The 23,524-nt window shown below is 33.1% G+C and carries 15 protein-coding genes; 2 read left to right on the forward strand and 13 right to left on the reverse strand.

The genetic code is table 11. The features are described 5' to 3' along the window. Positions 1 to 34: 34 nt before the first annotated feature. The 7 genes from MV589_RS08330 to mltG form a co-directional block, all read right to left on the reverse strand. Entirely contained in the window at positions 35 to 385 is a 351-nt protein-coding gene (locus tag MV589_RS08330; RefSeq protein WP_297433811.1) for a 4Fe-4S dicluster domain-containing protein, read from the reverse strand. A 155-nt stretch (positions 386 to 540) separates the two neighbouring features. Next, positions 541 to 1,416: a succinate--CoA ligase subunit alpha gene (sucD, locus tag MV589_RS08335; protein WP_297433814.1), complete on the reverse strand. Its 876-nt coding sequence runs from the start codon at positions 1,414 to 1,416 to the stop codon at positions 541 to 543. A 6-nt stretch (positions 1,417 to 1,422) separates the two neighbouring features. After that, entirely contained in the window at positions 1,423 to 2,595 is a 1,173-nt protein-coding gene (gene sucC, locus MV589_RS08340; protein WP_297433816.1) for an ADP-forming succinate--CoA ligase subunit beta, read from the reverse strand. A gap of 40 nt (positions 2,596 to 2,635) precedes the next feature. Next, positions 2,636 to 4,027 carry a class II fumarate hydratase gene (gene fumC / locus MV589_RS08345; RefSeq protein ID WP_297433818.1) on the reverse strand — a complete coding sequence of 464 codons (1,392 nt, stop codon included), beginning with the start codon at positions 4,025 to 4,027 and terminating at the stop codon, positions 2,636 to 2,638. A 4-nt stretch (positions 4,028 to 4,031) separates the two neighbouring features. Beyond that, positions 4,032 to 4,988, reverse strand: a complete 957-nt coding sequence (gene mdh / locus MV589_RS08350) for a malate dehydrogenase (protein ID WP_297433820.1) — start codon at positions 4,986 to 4,988, stop codon at positions 4,032 to 4,034. Positions 4,989 to 5,133: 145 nt separating this feature from the next. Then, positions 5,134 to 7,326 (reverse strand): NADP-dependent isocitrate dehydrogenase, encoded by a 2,193-nt coding sequence (locus MV589_RS08355; protein ID WP_297433822.1) that lies wholly within the window; start codon positions 7,324 to 7,326, stop codon positions 5,134 to 5,136. A 132-nt stretch (positions 7,327 to 7,458) separates the two neighbouring features. Next, positions 7,459 to 8,403 carry an endolytic transglycosylase MltG gene (mltG, locus tag MV589_RS08360; RefSeq protein ID WP_367271586.1) on the reverse strand — a complete coding sequence of 315 codons (945 nt, stop codon included), beginning with the start codon at positions 8,401 to 8,403 and terminating at the stop codon, positions 7,459 to 7,461. On the opposite strand from mltG, the gene MV589_RS08365 reads away from it, so the two are divergent. Further along, on the forward strand, positions 8,384 to 11,512 hold the full coding sequence (locus tag MV589_RS08365) for a YhdP family protein (RefSeq protein ID WP_297433823.1): 3,129 nt from the start codon (positions 8,384 to 8,386) through the stop codon (positions 11,510 to 11,512). The genes mltG and MV589_RS08365 overlap by 20 nt on opposite strands. Positions 11,513 to 11,529: 17 nt before the next feature. Here the strand turns inward: MV589_RS08365 and MV589_RS08370 are convergent, their stop codons facing one another. After that, positions 11,530 to 12,732, reverse strand: coding sequence for an ABC transporter permease (locus MV589_RS08370; protein WP_297433824.1), 1,203 nt, complete (start codon positions 12,730 to 12,732; stop codon positions 11,530 to 11,532). Then, positions 12,729 to 15,323, reverse strand: a complete 2,595-nt coding sequence (secA, locus tag MV589_RS08375; protein WP_297433825.1) for a preprotein translocase subunit SecA — start codon at positions 15,321 to 15,323, stop codon at positions 12,729 to 12,731. Before secA ends, MV589_RS08370 begins: the two co-directional genes overlap by 4 nt. A 129-nt stretch (positions 15,324 to 15,452) precedes the next feature. Between secA and lolA the strand changes: the two genes are divergently transcribed. Then, positions 15,453 to 15,968 carry a LolA-like outer membrane lipoprotein chaperone gene (gene lolA / locus MV589_RS08380; protein ID WP_297433827.1) on the forward strand — a complete coding sequence of 172 codons (516 nt, stop codon included), beginning with the start codon at positions 15,453 to 15,455 and terminating at the stop codon, positions 15,966 to 15,968. Positions 15,969 to 16,009: 41 nt separating this feature from the next. Here the strand turns inward: lolA and acnB are convergent, their stop codons facing one another. The 4 genes from acnB to MV589_RS08400 form a co-directional block, all read right to left on the reverse strand. After that, complete coding sequence (gene acnB / locus MV589_RS08385) at positions 16,010 to 18,556, reverse strand: bifunctional aconitate hydratase 2/2-methylisocitrate dehydratase (protein ID WP_297433828.1); 2,547 nt, start codon at positions 18,554 to 18,556, stop codon at positions 16,010 to 16,012. 125 nt (positions 18,557 to 18,681) lie between these two features. Then, on the reverse strand, positions 18,682 to 19,077 hold the full coding sequence (locus MV589_RS08390) for a putative quorum-sensing-regulated virulence factor (protein WP_297433829.1): 396 nt from the start codon (positions 19,075 to 19,077) through the stop codon (positions 18,682 to 18,684). After that, positions 19,077 to 21,287 carry a DNA translocase FtsK gene (locus MV589_RS08395; protein WP_297433831.1) on the reverse strand — a complete coding sequence of 737 codons (2,211 nt, stop codon included), beginning with the start codon at positions 21,285 to 21,287 and terminating at the stop codon, positions 19,077 to 19,079. Before MV589_RS08395 ends, MV589_RS08390 begins: the two co-directional genes overlap by 1 nt. Before the next feature lie 82 nt (positions 21,288 to 21,369). Further along, positions 21,370 to 23,439, reverse strand: a complete 2,070-nt coding sequence (locus tag MV589_RS08400) for a flagellin N-terminal helical domain-containing protein (RefSeq protein ID WP_297433833.1) — start codon at positions 23,437 to 23,439, stop codon at positions 21,370 to 21,372. Between the last annotated feature and the right edge of the window lie 85 nt (positions 23,440 to 23,524).

The following is a 23,524-nucleotide window of genomic DNA, read 5'->3' on the forward strand; positions in this document are numbered from 1 at the left end:
AGTTCATTACCAGTTGAAATTACTTCTCTTGCCATTATTTAGCTCCTTCTTCTTCTAAAGACATATAATTGTTTGCAACAATTGCTGCTTGTCTCGCTTTTGATTCATCTGTTAATTTAGCAAAACCTTTACCTGCTGCTTTTAGCTCTTTTCTATCTGCTACATAAATAGCAAAATCAGGACAAGACAATTCACATTCCATACAGCCTATACAAGCTTCTGGATGATCTATTGAAATCATTGCACCAAGCGTTGAAGTCTTTTCATAGACCATTCCAAGCACACCTGAAGGACATACAGATACACAAATATCACATGCTTTACAGTTACTTGTATTTACCCAAACTGGTTGGTTTCCTGGGTTTTCAGTTTTAAAAGTTCCCATTTATTCTCCTAATTTTAAAATGTAGTTTAAGACCACATTTTACTCTAATATTTTAAAAGAGTATCTAACTTACTATAAATTTACTCTAAAGTTGTGCTAATAACGCCCTACACCACTACATAATGTAACAAATATGGCTCACACAAAAATTAAAATTACTTTTTAGCTAATACTTCGGCTACTGCTTTACCAATTTCTGCAGGACTAACAACAACTTTTACTCCAGCCGCTTCAAGTGCTGCCATTTTTTCAGCTGCAGTACCTGCAGTTCCTGAAACAATTGCACCCGCGTGCCCCATAGTTTTACCTTTAGGTGCAGTCTGCCCTGCAATAAATGCAACAACTGGTTTAGTAATTTGTTCTTTAATAAGTTTAGCAGCTTGAATTTCAAGATCTCCACCAATTTCACCAATCATAACAATTGCTTCAGTTTCAGGATCTGCTTCAAACATTGGTAAAATTTGCTTGTATGAAAGACCAATAATTGGATCTCCACCAATACCAACAGCAGTAGTAATTCCAAAACCTTCTTTACATACTTGATTTGCACCTTCATAAGTAAGTGTACCAGATTTTGAAATTAGTCCAACATTACCTTTTTTGAAAATCATACCAGGCATAATTCCAATTTTACACTCTTCAGCAGTAATAATACCAGGACAGTTTGGCCCAATAGTTTTCATATTGTGTTTTGTTGCATAAGCTTTTGCCATTTGCATATCTTTTACTGGAGCACCTTCTGTAATAATAACAGCAAGCTCTATGCCAGCTTCAGCAGCTTCCATTACTGCGTCACCAACAAATGCAGGTGGAACAAAAATCATACTTACAGTTGCACCTGTATTTTTAACAGCCTCAGCAACAGTATTGAAAACGGGTTTACCTAAATGCTCTTGACCACCTTTGTTTGGCGTAACACCACCAACAATTTGAGTTCCATAAGCAAGACACTGCTCAGCATGAAAAGAACCCTCTTTACCTGTAAAACCTTGAACGATTACTTTTGTATCTTTATTTACTAAAATTGACATATTTAATTATTCTCCTTTTGCAGCAGCTACAGCTTTTGCTGCACCGTCACCTAAATCATCACCAACAATTAAGTTTGATATATTTGCATTTTTAAGAATTTCAGCAGCTTCTGGTGCATTTGTACCATCAAGACGAACAATAACAGGAACATTAACATCAGTAATTTTTGTTGCTTCAATAATACCATTTGCAATACGGTCACATCTTACGATACCACCAAAAATATTTACAAAAATAGCTTTTACATTTGGATTTTTAAGAATAATCTCAAATCCTTTTGCAACAGTCTCCGCATTTGCACTACCGCCAACATCAAGGAAGTTTGCAGGAGTTCCACCCATATGGTTAATTGTATCCATAGTACCCATAGCAAGTCCAGCACCATTTACCATACAACCAATTTCACCATCAAGAGCAACATAAGAGAGACCATATTTAGAAGCTTCAACTTCATCTGGGTCCTCTTCACTTAAGTCTCTCATCGCTGCGATATCAGGATGACGACCAAGAGCAGAATTATCAAATCCCATTTTACCATCTAGTGCTAAAAACTCGCCATTTCCAGTTCTTACAAGTGGATTAATCTCGATTAATTCTGCATCATTATCCATATATAATTTATAAAGTTTTGATGCAAAACTAATAATGTTTTTTTGCTCATTTTTGTCTGTAATTCCAAGACCAAACGCTAATTCTCGTCCATGAAATCCTTGAAAACCAATAGATGGATCAACTGGAACTGTAATGATTTTTTCAGGAGTTTTTTCAGCAACATCCTCAATATTCATTCCACCCTCAGTAGATGCCATAATTAAAGGCATTTCCAATTTTCTATCTAAAACAACAGAGAGATAAAATTCATCTTTAATATCTGCTCCATCTTCAATGTAAAGCTTTTGAACAAGTTTACCTTCTGCAGTAGTTTGATGTGTTACTAAAGTCATTCCAAGTATTTCATTTGCTAACTCTTCAACTTCTTCAAGACTCTTAGCAAGTTTTACACCACCACCAAGACCACGACCACCTGCATGAATTTGCGCTTTAACAACCCATACCGGACCACCTAACTGCTCAGCAGCAGTAACTGCATCCTTAACGCTTTCAACCATTATACCTTTTGGTGTTGGAACACCATACTTAGCAAAAATTTGTTTTGCTTGATACTCATGTACATTCATTTAATCTCCTTATTTTAAATTAGTTTTTTCCGCACTAGCACTATGCTTTTGGTGCAATCATCTCTTCTGGCTTAACATACTCATCAAATTGTTCAGCAGTTAAAAGACCAAGCTCAATTGCAGTCTCTTTAAGTGTTGAGTTATTTGCATGTGCAGTTTTTGCAATTTTTGCTGCGTTTTCATATCCAATATATGGATTAAGTGCTGTTACTAACATAAGTGAATTATTTAGGTAGTAATCAATTTTATCTTCAACTGGTTTTATACCAACTACAGCATTATCATTAAATGAAACAATAGAATCACTTAAAAGTCTTACTGACTGTAAGAAATTATATGCAATTACAGGTTTAAATACATTTAACTCAAAATTACCTTGAGACGCTGCAAAACCAATAGTAGCATCATTACCCATAACTTGACAAGTTACCATTGTAACGGCTTCACTTTGTGTAGGATTTACTTTTCCTGGCATAATTGAAGAGCCTGGTTCATTCGCAGGAATTTCAATCTCCCCTATTCCACATCTAGGACCAGATGCCAACCATCTCACATCATTTGCTATTTTCATCATATCTGCAGATAGTGCTTTTAGGGCACCATGTGCAAATACAAGTGCATCATGAGATGTTAGGGCATGAAATTTATTTGGAGCTGTTATAAAGTCATGACCAGTAAGTTCTGAAAGTTTTTTAGCAACTCTTTCACCAAGTTCAGGGTGTGCATTAAGTCCTGTTCCAACAGCAGTTCCACCAAGGGCAAGCTCTCTTACAGCCTCTAGTGAATCTTTTGCCATTTTTTCAGATTTATTAAGCATCTCTACCCAACCACTAATTTCTTGACCAAGAGTTAAAGGTGTAGCATCTTGAAGATGTGTTCGTCCAATTTTTACAATATGAGCAAACTCTTCACTTTTTGCTTGAAGTGTAGCTTTTAATTTTGCAATAGCAGGTAAAAGTTGCTCTTCAACAGCAATAACAGAAGCTACATGAAGTGCAGTCGGATAAGTATCATTTGAAGATTGTGATTTATTTACATCATCATTTGGATGAACAAGTTTTTCTACTCTAAAATCTCCACCTAAAATCTCTGTGGCACGATTTGCAAGCACTTCATTGTTGTTCATATTTGATTGTGTACCTGAACCAGTTTGCCATACAACTAAAGGATAATTTCCATCAAGTTTACCTGCAAGCATATCATCAGCAGCTTGCGCTATTGCATCTGCTTTTTTTGCATCAAGCTTACCTAAATCTTTATTTACAAGAGCTACTGCCTTTTTTAAATATGAAAATGCACGAGTAATCTCATATGGCATTGTCTCTGCACCAATTTTAAAATTCTGTATACTTCTCTGCGTTTGTGCAGCCCAATAAGCATCAACAGGAACTTCAATTTCCCCCATTGTATCTTTTTCAATACGAGTTTTCATCTATTTATTCTCCTTCAAAAAAATTGTTTGATTTTAATGTATTAATCAGACCTTCTACCGAAGCACATGACTGAGCAAACATTTTATTTTCTTTATCATCTAATGTGATTTCAATGATCTTTTCAGCACCTTTTGCACCTAACATTACAGGCACACCAGATACAACATCACTATAACCATATTCACCTTCAAGACAAACAGCACATGGATGAATCTGTTTTGTATCTTTAAGAATTGCATCAACCATAATAGCTGCAGATTTTGCCGGAGCATAATACGCTGAGCCAGTTTTAAGGTAACCCACAATTTCAGCTCCACCATGGCGCGTACGGTCAACAATTTCATCTATTTCTGTTTGGCTCAAAACATCTGTCAGAGGAACACCAGCTACTGTTGAGTAACGAGGAAGAGGAACCATATCGTCACCATGTCCACCCATGACTGAAGCACGAATCTGTCCTCCGCCATAGCCTAGTTTTTCTTGTATAAACGCAGCCATACGAGAACTGTCAAGAATTCCTGCCATACCAATTACTCTACTTCTTTCAAATCCACTCTCTTTAAGAGCAACATAAGTCATAGCATCGAGAGGATTTGAAACCATAATAATTATAGCCTGAGGTGAATACTTTGCAACACCAAGCACCACTTCTTTTGTAATCTTTGCATTTATCATAAGTAAGTCATCACGACTCATACCCGGTAATCTTGGGCTTCCAGCTGTAATAACTACAACATCACAATCTACAAGATCAGACATCTCTTCAGCAACAGAGACTACAGTATGACTTCTAACAGCAGAAGCAGCTTGGGACATATCTAACGCTTTTCCTTTTGCTACATCAATCTTATTATCACGAAGAATAATCTCATGACAAGATCCTTGCATAGCAAGAGAATACGCAACTGTTGCACCAACGTTCCCTGCTCCTACAATACCTACTCTTTTCCCTTGACTCATATATGCTCCTTAAAATTAAATTACAATGGCATTGAGTTTGAAATATACTTAAACAGTATGTGCGAACACACAACACTTAAGTACATCAAATGCCATTTAACAACATAAAAAGTCATGTGTAATTTACACATGACTATTTTTAAAACTAGATTGAATCTATAATAGCATTCAAAGTAGCAGATGGGCGCATTGCCGCAACAGCTTTTGCATTATCTGGACGGTAATAACCACCAATATCTTTTGCCTCACCTTCTGAAGCTAAAAGTTCAGCAATAATTTTTTCTTCGTTTTCAATAAGAGCTTTTGCTATTGGGCGGAATTTAGCAGATATTTCAGCATTATCACTATCAGCTAAATCTTGTGCCCAATATTGAGCTACAAAAAAATGAGAAGCTTTATTGTCTGGCTCACCAACTTTTCTTGATGGAGCTTTGTTGTTGTCAAGGTATCTATTGTTTGCAACATCAAGTGCAGCAGTAACAGCCTCTAATTTTTCATCTGGATGTTTTTGCTCAATATATCTTAAAGATTCAGCAAGCGCTAAAAACTCACCTAGAGAATCCCATCTCAAATGTCCTTCTGAAAGAAACTGATCAACATGTTTAGGAGCAGATCCACCAGCACCAGTTTCAAAAAGACCACCACCTGCTAATAATGGAACGATTGAAAGCATTTTTGCAGATGTTCCAAGCTCTAAAATTGGATACATATCAGTTAAATAGTCACGTAAAACATTACCAGTTACAGCAATAGAGTTTTTCCCTTCTCTAACACGAGCATTAGAAAATTTTGTAGCTTCCTCTACTTCCATAATACGAATGTCTAAACCTTCCGTATCATGCAGTTTTAAGTACTCATTAACTTTTTTGATCATATTCGCATCATGAGCACGATTTTCATCTAACCAAAAAATTGTTGGTACTTTTTCAATTCTAGCCCTCTCTACTGCAAGACGAACCCAATCTTTGATTGGAATATCTTTTGCACGAGACATTCTCCAAATATCACCTTCTTCTACTTTATGACTCATAAGAACATTTCCAGCAGCATCTTTTACTTCCATAGTTCCATCTTCAGGTACTTCAATAGTAGTTGGATGAGAACCATACTCTTCAGCTTTTTGAGCCATAAGACCAACATTTGCAACACTACCCATAGTGGTTACATCATATTGACCATTTTTTACACAATCCTCAATCATTGGACGATAGAAGTTAGCATAACAACGGTCTGGAATTACAGCTACACACTCTTCTGTTTTACCATCTTTGTTCCACATTTTTCCGCCATCACGAACAACAACAGGAAGCGAAGCATCAATAATAATATCGTTTGAAGCATGTAAATTTGTAATACCATTGTCACTATCAACCATAGCAATGTTTACATCACCATTATTAATCACATTTTTAAATGCTGCTAAAATTTCATCTTTTTTATCCGAATTCTCCAGTTTTTTCTCTAAATCACCAAGACCGAGGTTTGCATTTACACCAAGTTTTTCAAATTCATCTGCATATTTGGCAAATACATCTTCAAAGAATACTTCAACAGCATGACCAAACATAATTGGATCAGATACTTTCATCATCGTTGCTTTTAGATGAAGTGACCATAAAACACCATTCTCTTTTGCTCTTTGAATTGATTCTTTATAAAATTTACGCAATGCTTTTGCAGATAGAAATGTACCATCTAAAATCTCTTTATCTTTTGCATCAACATTTTTAAGAACTTTACCATTAAGTTCAATAGTTACGTTTTGCTCACCATCAATAATCACTGATTGTTCATTTGCATAAAAATCATCCGATGACATTGAATCTACATAAGTTTTTGAATTTTCAGAAAAAGGACGTAATTTATGCGGGTTTTTCTTAGCAAAGTTTTTAACTGCTAGTGCTGCACGACGATCTGAATTTCCTTCACGAAGGACAGGATTAACTGCCGAACCAAGACAAGTAGCATATTTTGCTTGAAGTGCTTTTTCTTCTTCACTCTCTGCATGTTCAGGATACTCCGGTAAAGCATACCCTTTTGATTGAAGTTCTGCAATACACTCTTTAAGTTGAGGAATTGAAGCAGAAATATTTGGAAGTTTAATGATATTCCCTTCTGGTTGTTGCACAACTTCACCTAAGTATGCTAATTCATTAGCCATCTTTTGGTCTTCTTTTAAATAATCTGCCATAGTTGCAATCACTCTAGCTGATAAAGATATATCTCTCTCTTCTACCTCAATACCAGCTGTTTTTGTAAAAGCTTGCACAATTGGTAGTAATGAATATGTTGCTAAAGCCGGAGCTTCATCAATTTTAGTCCAAATGATTTTTGACATTGTTCGTCCTCATAGTTATATTTTAGATCCATCAATCTTACAATCCATGAATTTTATAAGTTCAATAATAACACTAAGATATATAATATGCGTAAACCTTATAAAAATAAGTCAAGATATTTTAAATATGTTTCATTTTGTAGCATGCCTTATATTACGTAAATGTGTAGAATAGTTACATGCAAATTTATGTGTTCCTAATTTTGATTTTACAAAGTAAAGATAGTCTGTTTTTGCTGGAAATATCGCAGCTTTAATCGCATCAAACCCAACATTGCATACTGGAATTTTAGGAACACCTTTATGTTTATATGTGTTATATATACTCATATCTTCCCTAATTCTCTTAGGAGTCACCTTAATATGTGAATATTTCCCATAATTCAGAGTGCCATCCATTTGTAACTTCATACCTTTTTTAAGACGATTATAAATTACAGAGCTTATTATAGGCATTTCAGCACTATTCGCTGATTCTTTTTGAATAATAGATGCAAGTGCTACATAATGAAACCATTTTTTTTCATTGTATGTGCCAAAAATTTTATAGGAGAGCTGTTTTGTTTTACGTAGCGAAAGTTTAAGCAGAAGTTTTATTACAGTTGCTTCATGTATACCTATTGGCAACTGATATGTATCAGGTACAAATACTCCTTCACTATAAGGAGATTGGCGCTTATACTCTTTTTGTAAGGTCACTGCGTTTAGCTTTAGTTTTTTTGCTAATTCATTCAAAAAAACATATGTAGTCTCACCTGGAATAAGTGTTACTTTTTGTAGTGCAGCTTTAGAAGTCGTTAATTTATATAAAAAATCTGCTTTTGTATTACTTGAAGTTTTCAAATTTATCCATCCATTTTGCGGTGAACCAATTAGTCTTAAAAAGTATGTATCTAATTTATTTACATCATAATGATTTCGCTCTAATTGTGCTATAATTTGATTTATAGAACCCTTCGGTATATAGAGTATTTTAGCGGTTTGAATTGGCTTATTTAGGTAGTACATGAGAGATAGAGTTATTATTAAAATTATATCGAAAATATACATGAGTATTGTGAGTTTTTTTTCTTTCATAATTCTCTTTCTAGTCTTTTTATTTTTTGTTTTACAAAATGGATTATATCTTGATAATCTGCATATATCAAATTTTTATCTTAAAAACAGTTATATTAGACTTGACAATAAACTTCATATTGCAATTGATGATCTGAAAATCAAACAACAAACAGCATCTAGTAAAAAACTAAGCTTTGAAGAGATTAACAACTATTTAAAATTAATTCCTAAAATCTTACCATATATAGGCACTCTCACTATTAGTAAAATTGAGGTAGATGATTTTACAGCTAATTTTGATTACTCTTCAAAAAAAAAGGGGTTACTCCATTTTCACTATAAAAACCTAATTAATTGCAATGCTACACTTTTTACAAAAAACAGTAATTTAGCTATTCATATTCATGACTTAAATAGTAGCAGATATAAAACTAGAATCAATGGCAATATTGTTATAAACACCACTACTTTAAAACAATATACAAAATTAAATATTTCACTAAATAATGATGCAAATTTGATTCTGAATGCTATATCTGATGAAAATCATCTGCGTTACACTATAAAATCACACAATGATATTCACAATATTAAAGATCTACTTAATCTTATTCCTTTTAATAAAGATGTTAAGTACTGGGCGAATGATGCAATTGAAGCAAAATATGTAACAATAAAAAAAGTGAATGGGGAAATCAACTTTAATGATATGAAGAATGCCTATAAACATATCTACTTAAACGCAGTGGTTCACTCTTTAAAATATAGATACAATCCAAAACTTGCAACTATTGATAGTAAGCAAACAGAGTTAAAATTTAAAAATGGTGTTCTTTATATTGAACCACAAAAAGCATATACATATAATACATACTTAAAAAACAGTTGGTTAAAAATCGACTTTACAAAAAAACATGAGTTTTTAGATCTATATTTGTACTTAGATGGAAAAGTAAATAATGATATATTACATCTTCTGTCTGTATATAAAATAATATTGCCATTTAAGCAAAATAGTGGTGTAATAAAAACAGATTTACATTTGAATGTAGATTTACGCACAATTCATGTCAATGTTGATGGAGACTTTTCGCTTAAAAAAGCAAATATTGACTATATAGGTCTTAATCTCAATCTTTTTAATAGTCATATTCATCTACATAATAGTGATGTGACAATTAATAAAATGCAGATTAAATATCAAAATATTCTCGATACAAATTTAAGTGCTATTTATAATGTCAAAAAAGAGCTTGGTGACATTAGTTTTAAAGTTAATAGCATTAAATATAAAGGATTAAAACTTGACAAATCAAACTCAAAACTTTATGTTTTATATCACCTCTCAAAAAATAAGAAATTTTTACAACTTAGTAAATCACAATGGAAATATAAAAATCAAGAGATAATAGTTGACGCATTTTCTATGCCTTATGATATCAATGATGCTACTATTGTAGTACCTCCGGTAATGATTAGTGCTAAAAATCTCGCACAAACATTTGTTAGCGGTACTCTAAATATAAAGAGTAAACATTTAAATTTTGACATAGATCTCTTTAAACTTAATTATGAGAGTTTGAAACTTGAACAAACAGATGTCTACCTTAAAGCAGAATACGATACTAAACTTACTTTAAACGCAGCAAATAATATTTATATATCTATTAATGGTTCACAATATAAAATCAAGAAGCTTCAAATGATTTTTGATGATAAAAGTGCTAGATTACAACGTACTTCAATTGAGATTGGTAAATATATAACTACCAAAATCTATGCAAAATATCTCTTTAATTCCAATAAAGTAAATATTGAACTGAATAATTTTATACTCAAGAGTCCAAGAACACAAAGAATTCTTTATAATAATAAAAAGATTAGAGTGCAAGCATTTTTTAGTGACAGAAACATCACAGTTAAATCTCCTCAACTCGATGCCACATTTTTTTCAGATAAAGAAAAATGGGGACTTAATCTATTTTCATTGAATACAATAGCAAAAAATTCAGATGTTTTAAAACAGTTGAATATTTCTAATGGTTCAGTAAGTTTTTATAAAAAAAGCATACAAACAAGTACAAAGTTCCAAGCAGATATCATCTATCCATATTCAATACTTATGGATAAAAACAAGCAAATTCATAAATATAAAATAGTAGGTAAAATTACTAAAGATAGAAAAATATATATGAATGTAAATAATAGTGTTAAAATAAAAATCGACGACAAAGTAAAAATTAATCCCAAAAATTGTGGTATCAATATAAATGAAATAATCAAGCTAGTTAAAAGCATTCAAACAACACAAACCAATACAAAATCTTCTGCACCAGCACCTAAAATATATTTAAACGCGACAAATTCATATATATACATAGGAAAAAATAGATATGCAATATCTGATAAAATATATATGCAATATATTAACAATATCATTACTGCACAATTAACATATAAAGAAGGACAAGCCGGTTTTAGACTTGCTCACAATAAATTTTATCTCTATGGAAAAGATTTTAATGACAAATTTATGGAACAATTCTCAGCATTTTCAAAATTTATAGGAGGGAGATTGGATTTTTCCATGCAAGGAACTTTTGATGATTACTCAGGTGTTTTCTTTATGAACAATACAACAATAGTTGATTATAAACTCTTAAATAATATTCTTGCCTTTGTCAACACTGTTCCCTCTTTAGTAACTTTTTCTTTACCAAACTACAATAAAGATGGACTTTATGTAAAAAATGCTTATCTTAATTTTTCATCTAAAAATGGATTAATGAATATTTCTAACCTTTATCTTAACTCAAAAGAGTTAAAAATTGTAGGGAAAGGAACTGCAAATATAAAACAAAATAAAATCAATTTGTTATTAAATTTAAAAACGGATTTAGCAAGTGATGTTTCAAAGATTCCATTAGTAGGATATATTATATTTGATGGTAAGAGCCTCTCTACTACATTAAAAGTCACGGGCAAACTAAATAATCCAAAAATACAAACGCAACTTGCAAAAGATATAGTTGCAGCACCTTTAAATATTATTAAACGAACACTTACTCTGCCATACAGACTAATTAAAAAGGCAGTAGATAATGTAAGTGGTACTAGCCATCAATAAGTACCTAAGCATCATAACTATTCGTTTCTAAGAACAGTAAGTATATCTACTTCACTTGCTTTTTTAGCAGGATAATAAGAAGAAGCAACTACAATTACAAAAGCTCCAACAATAATCATGAAAAAATCCCAAAGGCTTAAATCTAAGGGTAAAGTTGATGTAGGGTAGACATCTTTGGGTAAGGAAACTATATCGAAATTACTTAAAATCCAGATGCCACTTAAGCCTAAAACAGTTCCTGCAATTATGCCTCCAATACCAATAACAACACCAAGATATAAAAATACCTTTTTTACCTCACCCGTTGTTGCACCAAGAGACAAGAGTAATGCAATTTCGCCACGCCTATTCATTACGGTCATAAGTAAAGATGAAATTATATTTATGGCTGCGATTAGAATAATGAGCATTAAAACAATAAAAAGAGAAGTTTTTTCCATTTCAAGAGCAGCAAAAAAATTAAGATTATCTTCCCACCAACCTTTGACCGTAGTAGTAATTGGAAGTGCCTTTTGAATTCTTTTTATATCTTCATGTGGATTTTGTGAATATATATGGATTCCATCGTACTCATTTCGTGGCATATTTAAAATAAGTTGCAAAGATGCTAATGTAGTGTAAGAGTAAGCCTTATCGTAAGCAGACAAGCCAGAGTCAAATACAGAGCGTACATGAAATCTTTTTATTTTAGGAGTTACAGAGAGTCCTCCTGGTTCTAAATTTGTAAAAATATACATAAGTTTATCGTTGGTATTGAGGTCAAACTCTTCTTTTAGGCTATGTCCAATAAGCACATCAAATTTCTTAAAATGATGTCCATCAATAGCCTTTTTCAGGACAGAATTAACACTCTTTTCATCATCAAAATTTACACCAAAAAGATAACCACCTTCTAGTTTTCTTCCACTTCTTGCCATAACGGACGATTGAACATAAGGACTAAATTTTAAATTTGGAAATTTTGATTCTAAATCTATAAGAAGGTTTTGATTTACTGAACCATAAAATTTGGGAAGTATAGTCAAGGGATAATTCATAATAGTAAGTTTATGCTTAAATTCTTTATCAAAACCATTCATAAGTGCCATGGCAATAAGAAGTACCATAACACCTAAAGTAATCCCTAAAAATGCGAGGAGCGCAGAGATAAAGATAAAAGGCTGTTCTTTATCAAAGCGTAAAAATCTTTTTACAAGATAAGTTACTACTGAGTGTTTCAAGAGGCAAATACACCTTTTTTAGGACCACTCTTACCACAACATTGTTTATATTTTTTTCCACTGCCACATGGGCAAGGTTCATTTCTTGCTATTTTTTTCTCTATTACTGGTAAATCATCTTCAGCATCAATATCTACATCATCACGAAGGTTAAAGTGCATTAACGCCTCTTGAGCACGTTTTTCTTCTTCTAGTTGTTGGGCAAGTTTTGCCGCTTCTTCTTCTGCTGTTTCAACTTGAAATTGAATAATATGAAGCGTTCTAATAGTATTAAACTTAATATCATTAATAAGTTCACCAAAAAGATTAAAACTCTCCTTCTTGTACTCTACTAAAGGATCTTTTTGATTATATGCACGTAAGCGAATACCTGTTTTCATATTATCCATTGCATATAGATGTTCTCTCCATGAATTATCAAGTTCTTTAAGATAAAACTCTTTTTCTATTGCTTGGCGTGTTTCTTCATCTATAACACTCATTTTTTCATCATAAGATGTTTTTAAAATTTCTAAAACTTTTGTAAATAACTCTTCATATTCTAAATCTTTTAAAACATCAAGATCTAGATCAAAATTCGTTTGTTCTTTGAGTAATTCAGCAAGTTTTTCAAGATTAAAATCTTCTGCATCTGAACCTTCATATATATCCGCAAGAGAAAAAAGATTTATTAACCACTCTTCTCTAATTTCATTTACTTTTGATGTAATATCATACTCATCACTTAAGAGTTGATTTCTAAATTTATATACAATTTTTCTCTGCTCATTTGCAACATCATCATATTCAACGATTTGCTTACGACCTTCATAGTGCATATTTTCAACTTTTTTCTGTGCTTTTTCTACTGCACGAGTCACCATTTTAGACTCTATATATTCACCATCTTCAACACCAAGTCTTTCCATAATAGATTTAATCTTGTCTGAACCAAAAATTCTTAAGAGATTATCTTCTAAAGAGAGATAAAACTGTGTAGTACCAGGATCACCTTGACGACCTGAACGTCCACGGAGTTGATTATCAATTCGTCTATTTTCATGTCTTTCTGTACCAATAATATAGAGACCACCAAGATCTTTTACCTCTTGATCTACTTTAATATCAACACCACGCCCTGCCATATTAGTTGCAATAGTTACAGCACCTTTAGCACCAGCATGCTTAATAATTTCACCCTCTTGAGCATGATTTTTTGCATTAAGTACGGTATGTGCAATTTTTTTCTCTTTTAAAAGCTCATGTAAAAGTTCAGACTTTTCAATCGAAGCAGTACCAATAAGTACAGGTTGTCCAGTTTTTGCAAGTTTTTTTATTGTCTCAATAGCTGCGCCAAACTTTTCTTCTTCTGTTTTATAGATAAGATCATTTAAATCTTCTCTTAAAATTGGAATATTTGTAGGAATAGAGACAACATCAAGTGAATAAATCTCTGCAAATTCTGTTGCCTCAGTCTCTGCTGTTCCTGTCATACCTGCTAACTTATCATACATTCTAAAGTAGTTCTGAAATGTAATGTCTGCAAGTGTTTGTGTCTCTTCTTTTATTTCAACTGCCTCTTTCGCTTCAAGCGCTTGATGCAATCCTTCTGAAAATCTTCGTCCTTCACTTAAACGACCTGTAAATTCATCAACAATAACAACTTCACCATCATTTACAACATAATCCACATCTTTTTCAAAAAGGTGATTTGCTTTAAGGGCTTGATCGAGCATATGTGGAAGTGATGCATTTTCAGGAGAGTATAAATTTTCAACACCGAAAAGTTCTTCAGCTTTTGTAATCCCATCTTCTGTTATTAGAATTATTTTATCTTTCTCATCTACAGTAAAATGTGTCTCTTTTTCAAGTTGTACAGCAATAGAATTTGCACGGATATAATCTTGCATATTTTGATTTGTTGGACCAGAAATAATAAGTGGCGTTCTTGCTTCATCAATTAAAATGGAATCGACTTCATCAACAATTACAAAATTATGTCCGCGTTGTACCATTTGATCACGAGAATAACTCATATTGTCTCTTAGAAAATCAAATCCAAACTCATTGTTTGTACCATAAGTAATATCAGCTTCGTAAGCCTCTCTTTTTTGAGCAGGATCATTCATATCTTCTAAAATTGTTCCAACACTATAGCCTAGAAAATTATAGAGTGGTGCCATCTCATTTGCATCACGCGAAGCAAGATAATCATTTACCGTAACTAAATGAACACCTTTGTTTGTCATTGCATTTAATGTAATCGCCAAAGTTGCTACAAGTGTTTTACCCTCACCTGTTTTCATCTCAGCTATACGCCCTTCGTGAAGAACCATACCACCTATAAGCTGTACATCAAAATGACGCATACCCAATACACGATGTGATGATTCCCTTGTTATTGCAAAAGAATCAAAGAGTACATCATCAAGTGTTTTTTCTTCATTTAACACACTCTCTTTTAAAGCTTCAAACGCAGCTTGAAGTTCCTCATCACTAAGCGCTTTATATTTCTCTTCTAGCGCATTTATCTTATTAACTTTTTTTACATATTTTTTTAATTCTCGGTCATTTGCAGTACCAAATACCTTACCCATGAATGCTTGTAGCATTTGCAACCTTATTGTCATACTATATAATTTACTATATAGTAGTTATTTAAATTGCTTTATTTTATCACATTAAACATAATAAAAAGTATAAATAGATAATTTGCTATAATTTCTTATCAAAGGAGAGAGATGAAAAAGTTACTATTCTTAGCACTTGTGACAGTTACTGCTCAAGCAAGCATTAAAAACATTCAATATTTTGAAGCTAATTTTACTCAAAATATAGTCGATGATGAAAATAAAACCATTACATACAAAGGGCATATTAAAGCAGCAAAACCACAATATGCTCTGTGGCAATATAAATCACCAGTAGATAAACAAGTTTATATACTTCCTCATAAAATTGTTATAGTAGAACCAGAATTAGAACAGGCTATTATTAAAAGGATAGGCGATAATTTTGATTTTTTCTCTTTAATAAAAAATGCAAAAAAGATAGACAATAAACATTACCTTGCGAATTTTCGAGGAAAAAATTATTTAATCACTATAAATAATAGTATTTTAGTCTCTATATCATACAAAGATGAGCTTGACAATAAAATCACTATAAACTTTACAAATACAAATACAGATAAAAAAATAGAAGAAAAAAGCTTTATACCACAAATCCCAGAAGATTACGATTTGATTAAAGAGTAAAAGAGAAACAGAATGATTCTGCTTCTCGTTAAGATTATAAACTAGTTAAGTTTATAATCTTGAATAAGGTTAAAGTTAAGATATTTATAAATATCATCTTCTTTACCTTGAATTTTTTGCGTCAATGCAATATACTCTTCTTTTGTTGGAATTTTACCAAGAAGAGAACATACCGCAGCAAGCTCTGCTGAACCTAAATACACTTGTGCACCTTTACCTAAACGGTTATCAAAGTTACGCGTTGATGTTGAAAATACAATAGCATTGTCAGCAACACGCGCTTGATTACCCATACATAAAGAACATCCAGGAATTTCAGTTCTAGCACCAGCAGCACCAAATAGAGAGTAGTATCCCTCCTCTGTTAGCTGTTTTGCATCCATTTTTGTTGGTGGACATACCCATAGGCGTGTTGGTACAGCACCCTCACCTTTTAGAACTTCACCTAATGCACGATAGTGACCAATATTTGTCATACAAGAACCAACAAATACTTCATCAATTTTCGTCGGTCTATCAGATGCTAAAACTTCTGAAAGTGTTGCTACATCATCTGGATCATTAGGACATGCTAAAATTGGCTCTGTAATCTCATTTAAATCAATTTCAATTACTGCCGCATATTCAGCGTTTTCATCTGCAGTCATTAAGGTTGGATTTGCTAACCACTCTTCCATTTTAGCAATACGACGACGAAGTGTTCTATGATCTTCATAACCAGCATCAATCATCTGCTCTAAAAGTACAACATTTGATTTTAAATATTCAATAACGGGTTCTTTGTTAAGTTGTACTGTACATGCTGCAGCCGATCTCTCAGCGGAAGCATCTGAAAGTTCAAATGCCTGCTCAGCTTTTAAATTAGGAAGCCCCTGAATCTCTAAAATACGACCAGCAAAGATATTTTTCTTACCTTTTTTTTCAACAGTTAAAAGTCCTTCTTTAATTGCTTGATGAGGAATAGCATTTACAAGATCACGAAGTGTAATACCTGCTTGCATTTCACCTTTAAATTTTACAAGAACAGACTCAGGCATCGTAAGTGGCATAGAACCTGTAACAGCTGCAAACGCAACAATTCCAGATCCACCAGGAAAAGAGATACCGATAGGAAAACGTGTATGACTATCTGCACCAGTACCAACAGTATCTGGAAGAACCATTCTATTTAACCATGAATGAATAACACCATCACCAGGACGAAGAGCAACACCTGAACGATTTGCTATAAAATCAGGAAGTGTATGGTGCATTGTTACATCTGATGGTTTTGGATATGCAGCTGTATGACAAAATGATTGCATTACCAAATCAGCATTAAATCCAAGTGCTGCTAGCTCTTTAATTTCATCTCTTGTCATAGGTCCTGTTGTATCTTGAGAACCTACTGTACTCATTTCAGGTTCTACATACATACCTGGGCGAACACCTGCTAAACCAGAAGCCTTTCCAACCATCTTTTGTGCAAGAGTGTAACCTTTTCCATTATCTTCTGGTTGCTCAGCTGTAAGGAAAATGTCAGTTGCATCAAATCCTAAAACACCGCGAGCTTTTGAAGTAAGACCACGACCAATAATTAAAGGAATACGTCCACCAGCACGAACTTCATCAGTAATTGTATTTGGACGAAGATTAAAAGTTGCAATACACTCACCATTTTTATGTGCTTCCCCTTTATATGGAAAGATATCAATTACATCACCGGTCTCCATTTGTGTTACATCAAGTTCTAAAGGAAGTGCACCTGAATCTTCTGCTGTTGCAAAAAATATAGGAGCAATAGTTCCGCCCAGAATAACGCCACCAGTACGTTTATTTGGAACACCCGGAATGTCTTCACCCATATGCCATTGAACAGAGTTAATACCCGACTTTCTTGATGAACCAGTTCCAACAACATCACCAACATAAGCAACTGGATGACCAAGTTCTTTTAATTTATTAATAGTACCTATTGGATCTTCCATTTTAGCTGCCAGCATAGAGTTTGCATGCAGAGGAATATCTGAACGAGTAAAAGCTTCTGAGGCAGGAGATAAATCATCTGTATTTGTTTCACCAGCAACTTTAAATACCGTTACAGTGATTTTTTCAGCTAAAGCAGGTTTTGAAGTGAACCATTCAGCTTCTGCCCAAGATGCTAAAACTTGACTAGCTGCGTTTAGACCCTGTTTGTGTAACTCTTCAACATCATTAAACGCATCATAAACAAGAAGAGTATGTGAAAGTGCGTCAACTGCTGCTTCAACTACTTTCTTGTTTTTTGAAGATAAACAGTTTACTAGAGGTTTTACGTTATAACCACCAAGCATCATTCCCAACATTTGAACTGCTTCTTCTGGTGCAATTGATGCTACATGATGCTCCTCAGATGCAACTTCATTTAAAAATGCTGCTTTCACATATGCGGCATCATCAACACCAGGAGAGACACGGTTACGTAAAAGTTCAAGCATCTCTGCTACATTTTCACCTACTTTGATTGACTCAATTACATCTACAGTTTGTGCAGCAGTAAGTGGTAAAGGTGGAACACCTAAAGCTTCTCTTTGCGCTACATGCGCTTTATACTCTTCAATAAATCCCATAATAATTCCTATGTTTTTAATATTTAGCCATTATATCTTAAAGAATTGTGACTTATACAACAGTGTTACACTATGGAACAGTATAATTTTATTTTACTTAGAATATGTGAAAAAATGTAACACCTTTAAAGTTTTCTCTTTTTCAGTTCGGAAACAATTATTGCTCTATCTTCGCCATTGTAGTTTTTCTTAAGCCATAGCAGATAAGAGTCAGGTACTTCACTATAGAGCATACCCTTGTATTTTCCAAAGCTAACTTGTTTAGAAGAATTTGTTTTAGGCAGCTTTTTTTGTGTAATAACAGCATCTATATTTAACGAAGATATAAGCTTTTTAAACTCTGTAAATGTAATTCTTTTTTGAATAGAAAAAGTAAAACTGTTAAAATAAAAATATCCATGTCGCACAAGAACAAACTTTTGCAGTTCTTGAATTTGTACAACACTGAGTTGCTCTAAGTTTTTTACAAAGACACTAAAAGAGTTTGAATACTCCGTAAATACAAGCTCAATTTTTTTCACTAAAGTATCTCTCTTATACCTTTTGCATTTGGAGCAGAGAGTACACCCTCTTGTTCTAACTGTTCAACAACCCTTGCAGAACGGTTGTATCCTATCTGCAATTTTCTTTGTAAGTAAGAGATAGAAGTTTTTCTGTCTGTAAGCACAACACTTTTTGCCTCTTCATACAGTGGATCTAGCTCTTCGTATGATTCATTTGATGATGAAGCACCACCTTCACTCTCTTCAACTAAAAAGCTTTTATCGTAATTTGCTTCTCTTTGAGACTTAATAAATTCAACAATATTTTCTATCTCCTCTTCGGTTGCCCATGGAGCGTGCAGGCGCACAAGACCAGTTGCACCTGGAGGAGTAAAAAGCATATCTCCACGTCCCAAAAGTGACTCTGCCCCCATTTGATCTAAAATAATTTTAGAATCAATCTTCTGTCCTACTCTGTAAGATATTCTTGATGGAAGATTTGCTTTAATGAGACCAGTTACAACATCCACAGATGGGCGTTGCGTTGCTACAATAAGGTGAATACCACACGCACGAGATTTTTGAGCAAGACGCGCAATTGAAATCTCTACATCCTTACCACTTGTCATCATCAAATCAGCAAGTTCATCTATGATAACAACGATGTAAGGAAAATGCTCACCACCTATTTTTTTAATTTTTTCATTATAGTTCTCAATATTTTTTGTACGACTTTCTGCCATAAGTTCATAACGGCGTTCCATCTCCGCTACCATATTATTAAGAGCAGCTATTGCCTGCTTTGGCTTTGTAATAACAGGTGTAAGCAAATGCGGAATGTCATTGTAAATGGAAAACTCAAGCATCTTTGGATCTATCATAAGTAAACGCAACTGGTCTGGAGAGTTTTTATAGAGCAATGAGAGAATCATTGCGTTTATACCCACACTTTTACCACTTCCTGTTGTTCCAGCTATAAGCAAATGAGGAAGCTTTTTCAGGTCTGTTACAAAAGGTTTTCCAACAATATCTTTTCCAAGTGCAATAGTAAGTGGTGAGGAGGAGTCTTTAAAGAGTTTATCATCAAGTAATTCTCTTAAATAAATAGTATCTACTGTCTCATTTGGTATCTCAATTCCTACAACATTTTTACCGGGAATTGGTGCTTGAATACGAATGGTCTCTGCAGAGAGTGCCATTGCTAAATCATCTTGTAGATTTAGAATCTTACTCACTTTTACATTCGCTGCAGGTTTAAACTCAAATGTAGAAACAACAGGTCCAGCATAAGTTCGTACAACATCTCCATCTATTTTAAAATGTGCAAGTTTATCTATAAGATAGCGTATTTTATCATCAAGTTCACTCTCATCAATCGTATGCTTGCTCACTTTTGGTTTTTGTAAAAAATCAATAGAAGGGAGTTTAAAATTCTTAGGCTTTGCAACTTTTCCTTTTTCAATATTTGCCAAAAGCTTTGTGTTCTCTTCGAGTTCATCGACAATAACAGTCGCTTTTTTCTCTTTAACTTCTGTTGCAATATCAAGAATATTTTTCTTTTTTTCTTCTTTGTTCTCTTCATGACGAAGATATGCAGGTTTATCTATCTCCTCTTCTAAAACAATTTCAGTGTCAATTACTGGCGTTATATTTTGAAGATTTTCCTCTTCTTTCTTTTGTGCTTTATCTTCTATTTCAATAGCTTCTTCTTGTTTTAATGCTGCTCTTTTCTTCTTTTTTATCTCTTTTTTAGGCTCTTCTTCTTTTTCAGATGAAAAATCTATTTTTGAAGTTTTATTTTTCACTAAAGAGAGTACAAGGGATAGAATTTGAGATGAGTTTTTATCTGCTAAAATTATGATAGAAACTGCAGTAATAATAAACCAAAAAACCCATAAACCAAAAACACCAATATAAGGAGATAAAAAATCAACAAAATCAGCCCCAAATTTCCCTCGAAAAGCTCCATGTACCAGAAGAGATTGTGCAAGTAAAAATGAGTATAGTAGCAAAAAAGATGCAACAATCAATTCTGCAACTCTAAAGTCAAAACGAGCATTTTTATACGAAAAATATAGAGGTACAAGAAGCATAAAAAGCCAAGCATAAGCAACATAACCAAAATAGAGTTTATTATAAAGTGCGAAAGTTGCACCATAAGAGCCCATTAAACCAGTATCACCAAAAATTGTAGAAAATCCGAAGTAAATAAGTAAACCAAAAAATATAATATAGAGCGTATCTTTCAAAGTAGAGAACCTTTCAAATGAATTATAGACTTCTTAGAAGAAGTCTAAATGAAGTATAGCTAAAAAAAGTATAGCTATTAATTTAAAGATAATTTACCAAGCTAAGTTTTGAAATTTTTCCTACTGTAGAGAGCATTGCTTGATAATTTAAAGTCAATTGTTGCAGTTTTAAAGAAGCTTCTGCTACATCCGTGTCAATAACTGATGAACGGAGTGTCGTCGTACTCACTTCTAAAAGTTGTGTTCGTTGTAAAGATGTATTTAGTGTGTTTGATTGTGCACCAACCTTAGAGTGCATACGCGCAACATGTGACTGCAGATCATCCATTTTCTGAATTGCATTTTCTATTCCAATTGTATTAGGGTTAGCATTTTCTGCATCAGGATAATTTGTATGGTCCGAAACAGAAGTAATTACTTCATCAATTGTCTTAAAAAAATCTGTTTTTGGATCAGAGATTGTAAGTGCATTGTTAGTATTAAATGTCATAACTGATGCATCTTTAGTAAAATTATCACTATTTGAGTCATACAAAGCAATACTTGCTTTTGTAATACTAGATGTTTGATCAGAAAAAGTTATTTTTCCATCATAACTTAATTCTGTTTTTCCCTTTACATTTGACTCTTGTATAGCTTCATCATATTTATCAGCTGTATCTGCCGCTGGTAAAGTATTAGTTACCGCCATATTTACTGTGTCCATCAACTGTTGAAAGGTCATTTCATCTGCATCTACTGCTTTTCTTCCATTTGGATCCATATCATATATATGGTACTTAGTAGTTCCACCATCTGGAGTAAAATAAGATCCATTTTTATTAGAATCATTTGGATCATTTTTATCTAAATGAACTTCAAAGCTATAATCATTTCCCCCAATATCTTTTCCACTCAAATTAAAAACAGTACCATCAAGTGTTCCCTCACCCCGAGTTAAATCAGCAACCTCTGAAATTTTTGTAGATGGAGAAGCAAAAGCATTATCTGCTTTTAAAACCTGAGTTACATTTGATGAAAGTTTCGCACCATCTTGAGAAAATTGTGTTCTATCATAAACAATACCCTCTATCTTATCTGCTGCACCTGATGCTGGTTTCAACCCTGATTTTATAAATTCATGCACAAATAGATGATTCGTATCTCCATCATTATCATCTTTTACTTTATCGTAATCACTCTCTCCACTATTTAAATCATCAATATCATCAACATTCGCCCTACCTGTATCATTAAAATCAACAGCACCGACCATATGAAAATCAAGTTTACTTGAACCATTTTGTTTATCTTGTACAACTATCTCTCCATTAGAGTTCAATGTTACATTCACCAAATCTAAATTTCCACTATTTCCATATTCTTTGCCTATATCAGTTAACAAATCACTCACCTTAGCAGTGTCATCAAGTTCTAGTTTCTTTTTAAAAGCAGTTCCATCACTTTTTATACCTCTGATATAAAAATAATTTTTATTTACTGTAGTTTTATCATTATCAATATCACCCATAAGATCTCGAATACTACTATCTGTTGTGATTACCCCATCGTCAATTAAATTATTGTTAATGACATTAGATGTAATCTCTCTTTTAGTATTATGCTCTTCTCCTAAAAAAAGTTCTGATCCCGTTAAGTTATACTGCTGTTGATTGTTTGAACCTAAAAAGGCATTCATAGACTTATCATTACCGTGATACTTTCCATTATCATCAATAGGTTTAACATTTACAGAAGAGCCTGAAAAAAGATACTGTCCATTGATGGAAGTATTGGCTAAAGATTTAAGGTTCTTTTTTATTCCTTTTAACTCCTCAGCAATAGCATCTTGAGAAATATCATCACTAGCTCCATTGGCAGCTTGGAGTAAAAGGGTTCTCATTCTATTCATAGAAGTTTCAAATTCATTGAGTACAACATCAGATTGATTTGAAACTTTGTAACCACTCTCTGTGCTCTTTTTCACTTGTCCCAGCGTTGTCATTTCATTATCAAGACGCATTGTCTGTGTAAAAGTAGCAACATCATCTTTTGCATATTGAATTTTCAATCCAGATGCTATTTGTTTATTAACATCGAAAAGTTCATTATTAATTTTTGAATTATTTGTACCGTATAAACTGTGGTAATACATACTTGATGTTACACGCATGATATACCTCCATATAATATATTTACTCTTTTGGCTAATTATAGCAATAAAAGTTCCACTTACAAGCCAAATCGGCATAAAGTTA

The organism is Sulfurimonas sp., assembly GCF_026991475.1.
Lineage (GTDB): Bacteria > Campylobacterota > Campylobacteria > Campylobacterales > Sulfurimonadaceae > Sulfurimonas.

What these genes read in the sequence shown, in the direction of transcription:
- MV589_RS08330 (WP_297433811.1), bottom strand. Translation starts at nt 385, where the DNA reads ATGGGAACTTTTAAAACTGAAAACCCAGGAAACCAACCAGTTTGGGTA.
- sucD (WP_297433814.1), bottom strand. Translation starts at nt 1,416, where the DNA reads ATGTCAATTTTAGTAAATAAAGATACAAAAGTAATCGTTCAAGGTTTT.
- sucC (WP_297433816.1), bottom strand. Translation starts at nt 2,595, where the DNA reads ATGAATGTACATGAGTATCAAGCAAAACAAATTTTTGCTAAGTATGGT.
- fumC (WP_297433818.1), bottom strand. Translation starts at nt 4,027, where the DNA reads ATGAAAACTCGTATTGAAAAAGATACAATGGGGGAAATTGAAGTTCCT.
- mdh (WP_297433820.1), bottom strand. Translation starts at nt 4,988, where the DNA reads ATGAGTCAAGGGAAAAGAGTAGGTATTGTAGGAGCAGGGAACGTTGGT.
- MV589_RS08355 (WP_297433822.1), bottom strand. Translation starts at nt 7,326, where the DNA reads ATGTCAAAAATCATTTGGACTAAAATTGATGAAGCTCCGGCTTTAGCA.
- mltG (WP_367271586.1), bottom strand. Translation starts at nt 8,403, where the DNA reads ATGAAAGAAAAAAAACTCACAATACTCATGTATATTTTCGATATAATT.
- secA (WP_297433825.1), bottom strand. Translation starts at nt 15,323, where the DNA reads ATGCTACAAGCATTCATGGGTAAGGTATTTGGTACTGCAAATGACCGA.
- lolA (WP_297433827.1), top strand. Translation starts at nt 15,453, where the DNA reads ATGAAAAAGTTACTATTCTTAGCACTTGTGACAGTTACTGCTCAAGCA.
- acnB (WP_297433828.1), bottom strand. Translation starts at nt 18,556, where the DNA reads ATGGGATTTATTGAAGAGTATAAAGCGCATGTAGCGCAAAGAGAAGCT.
- MV589_RS08400 (WP_297433833.1), bottom strand. Translation starts at nt 23,439, where the DNA reads ATGCGTGTAACATCAAGTATGTATTACCACAGTTTATACGGTACAAAT.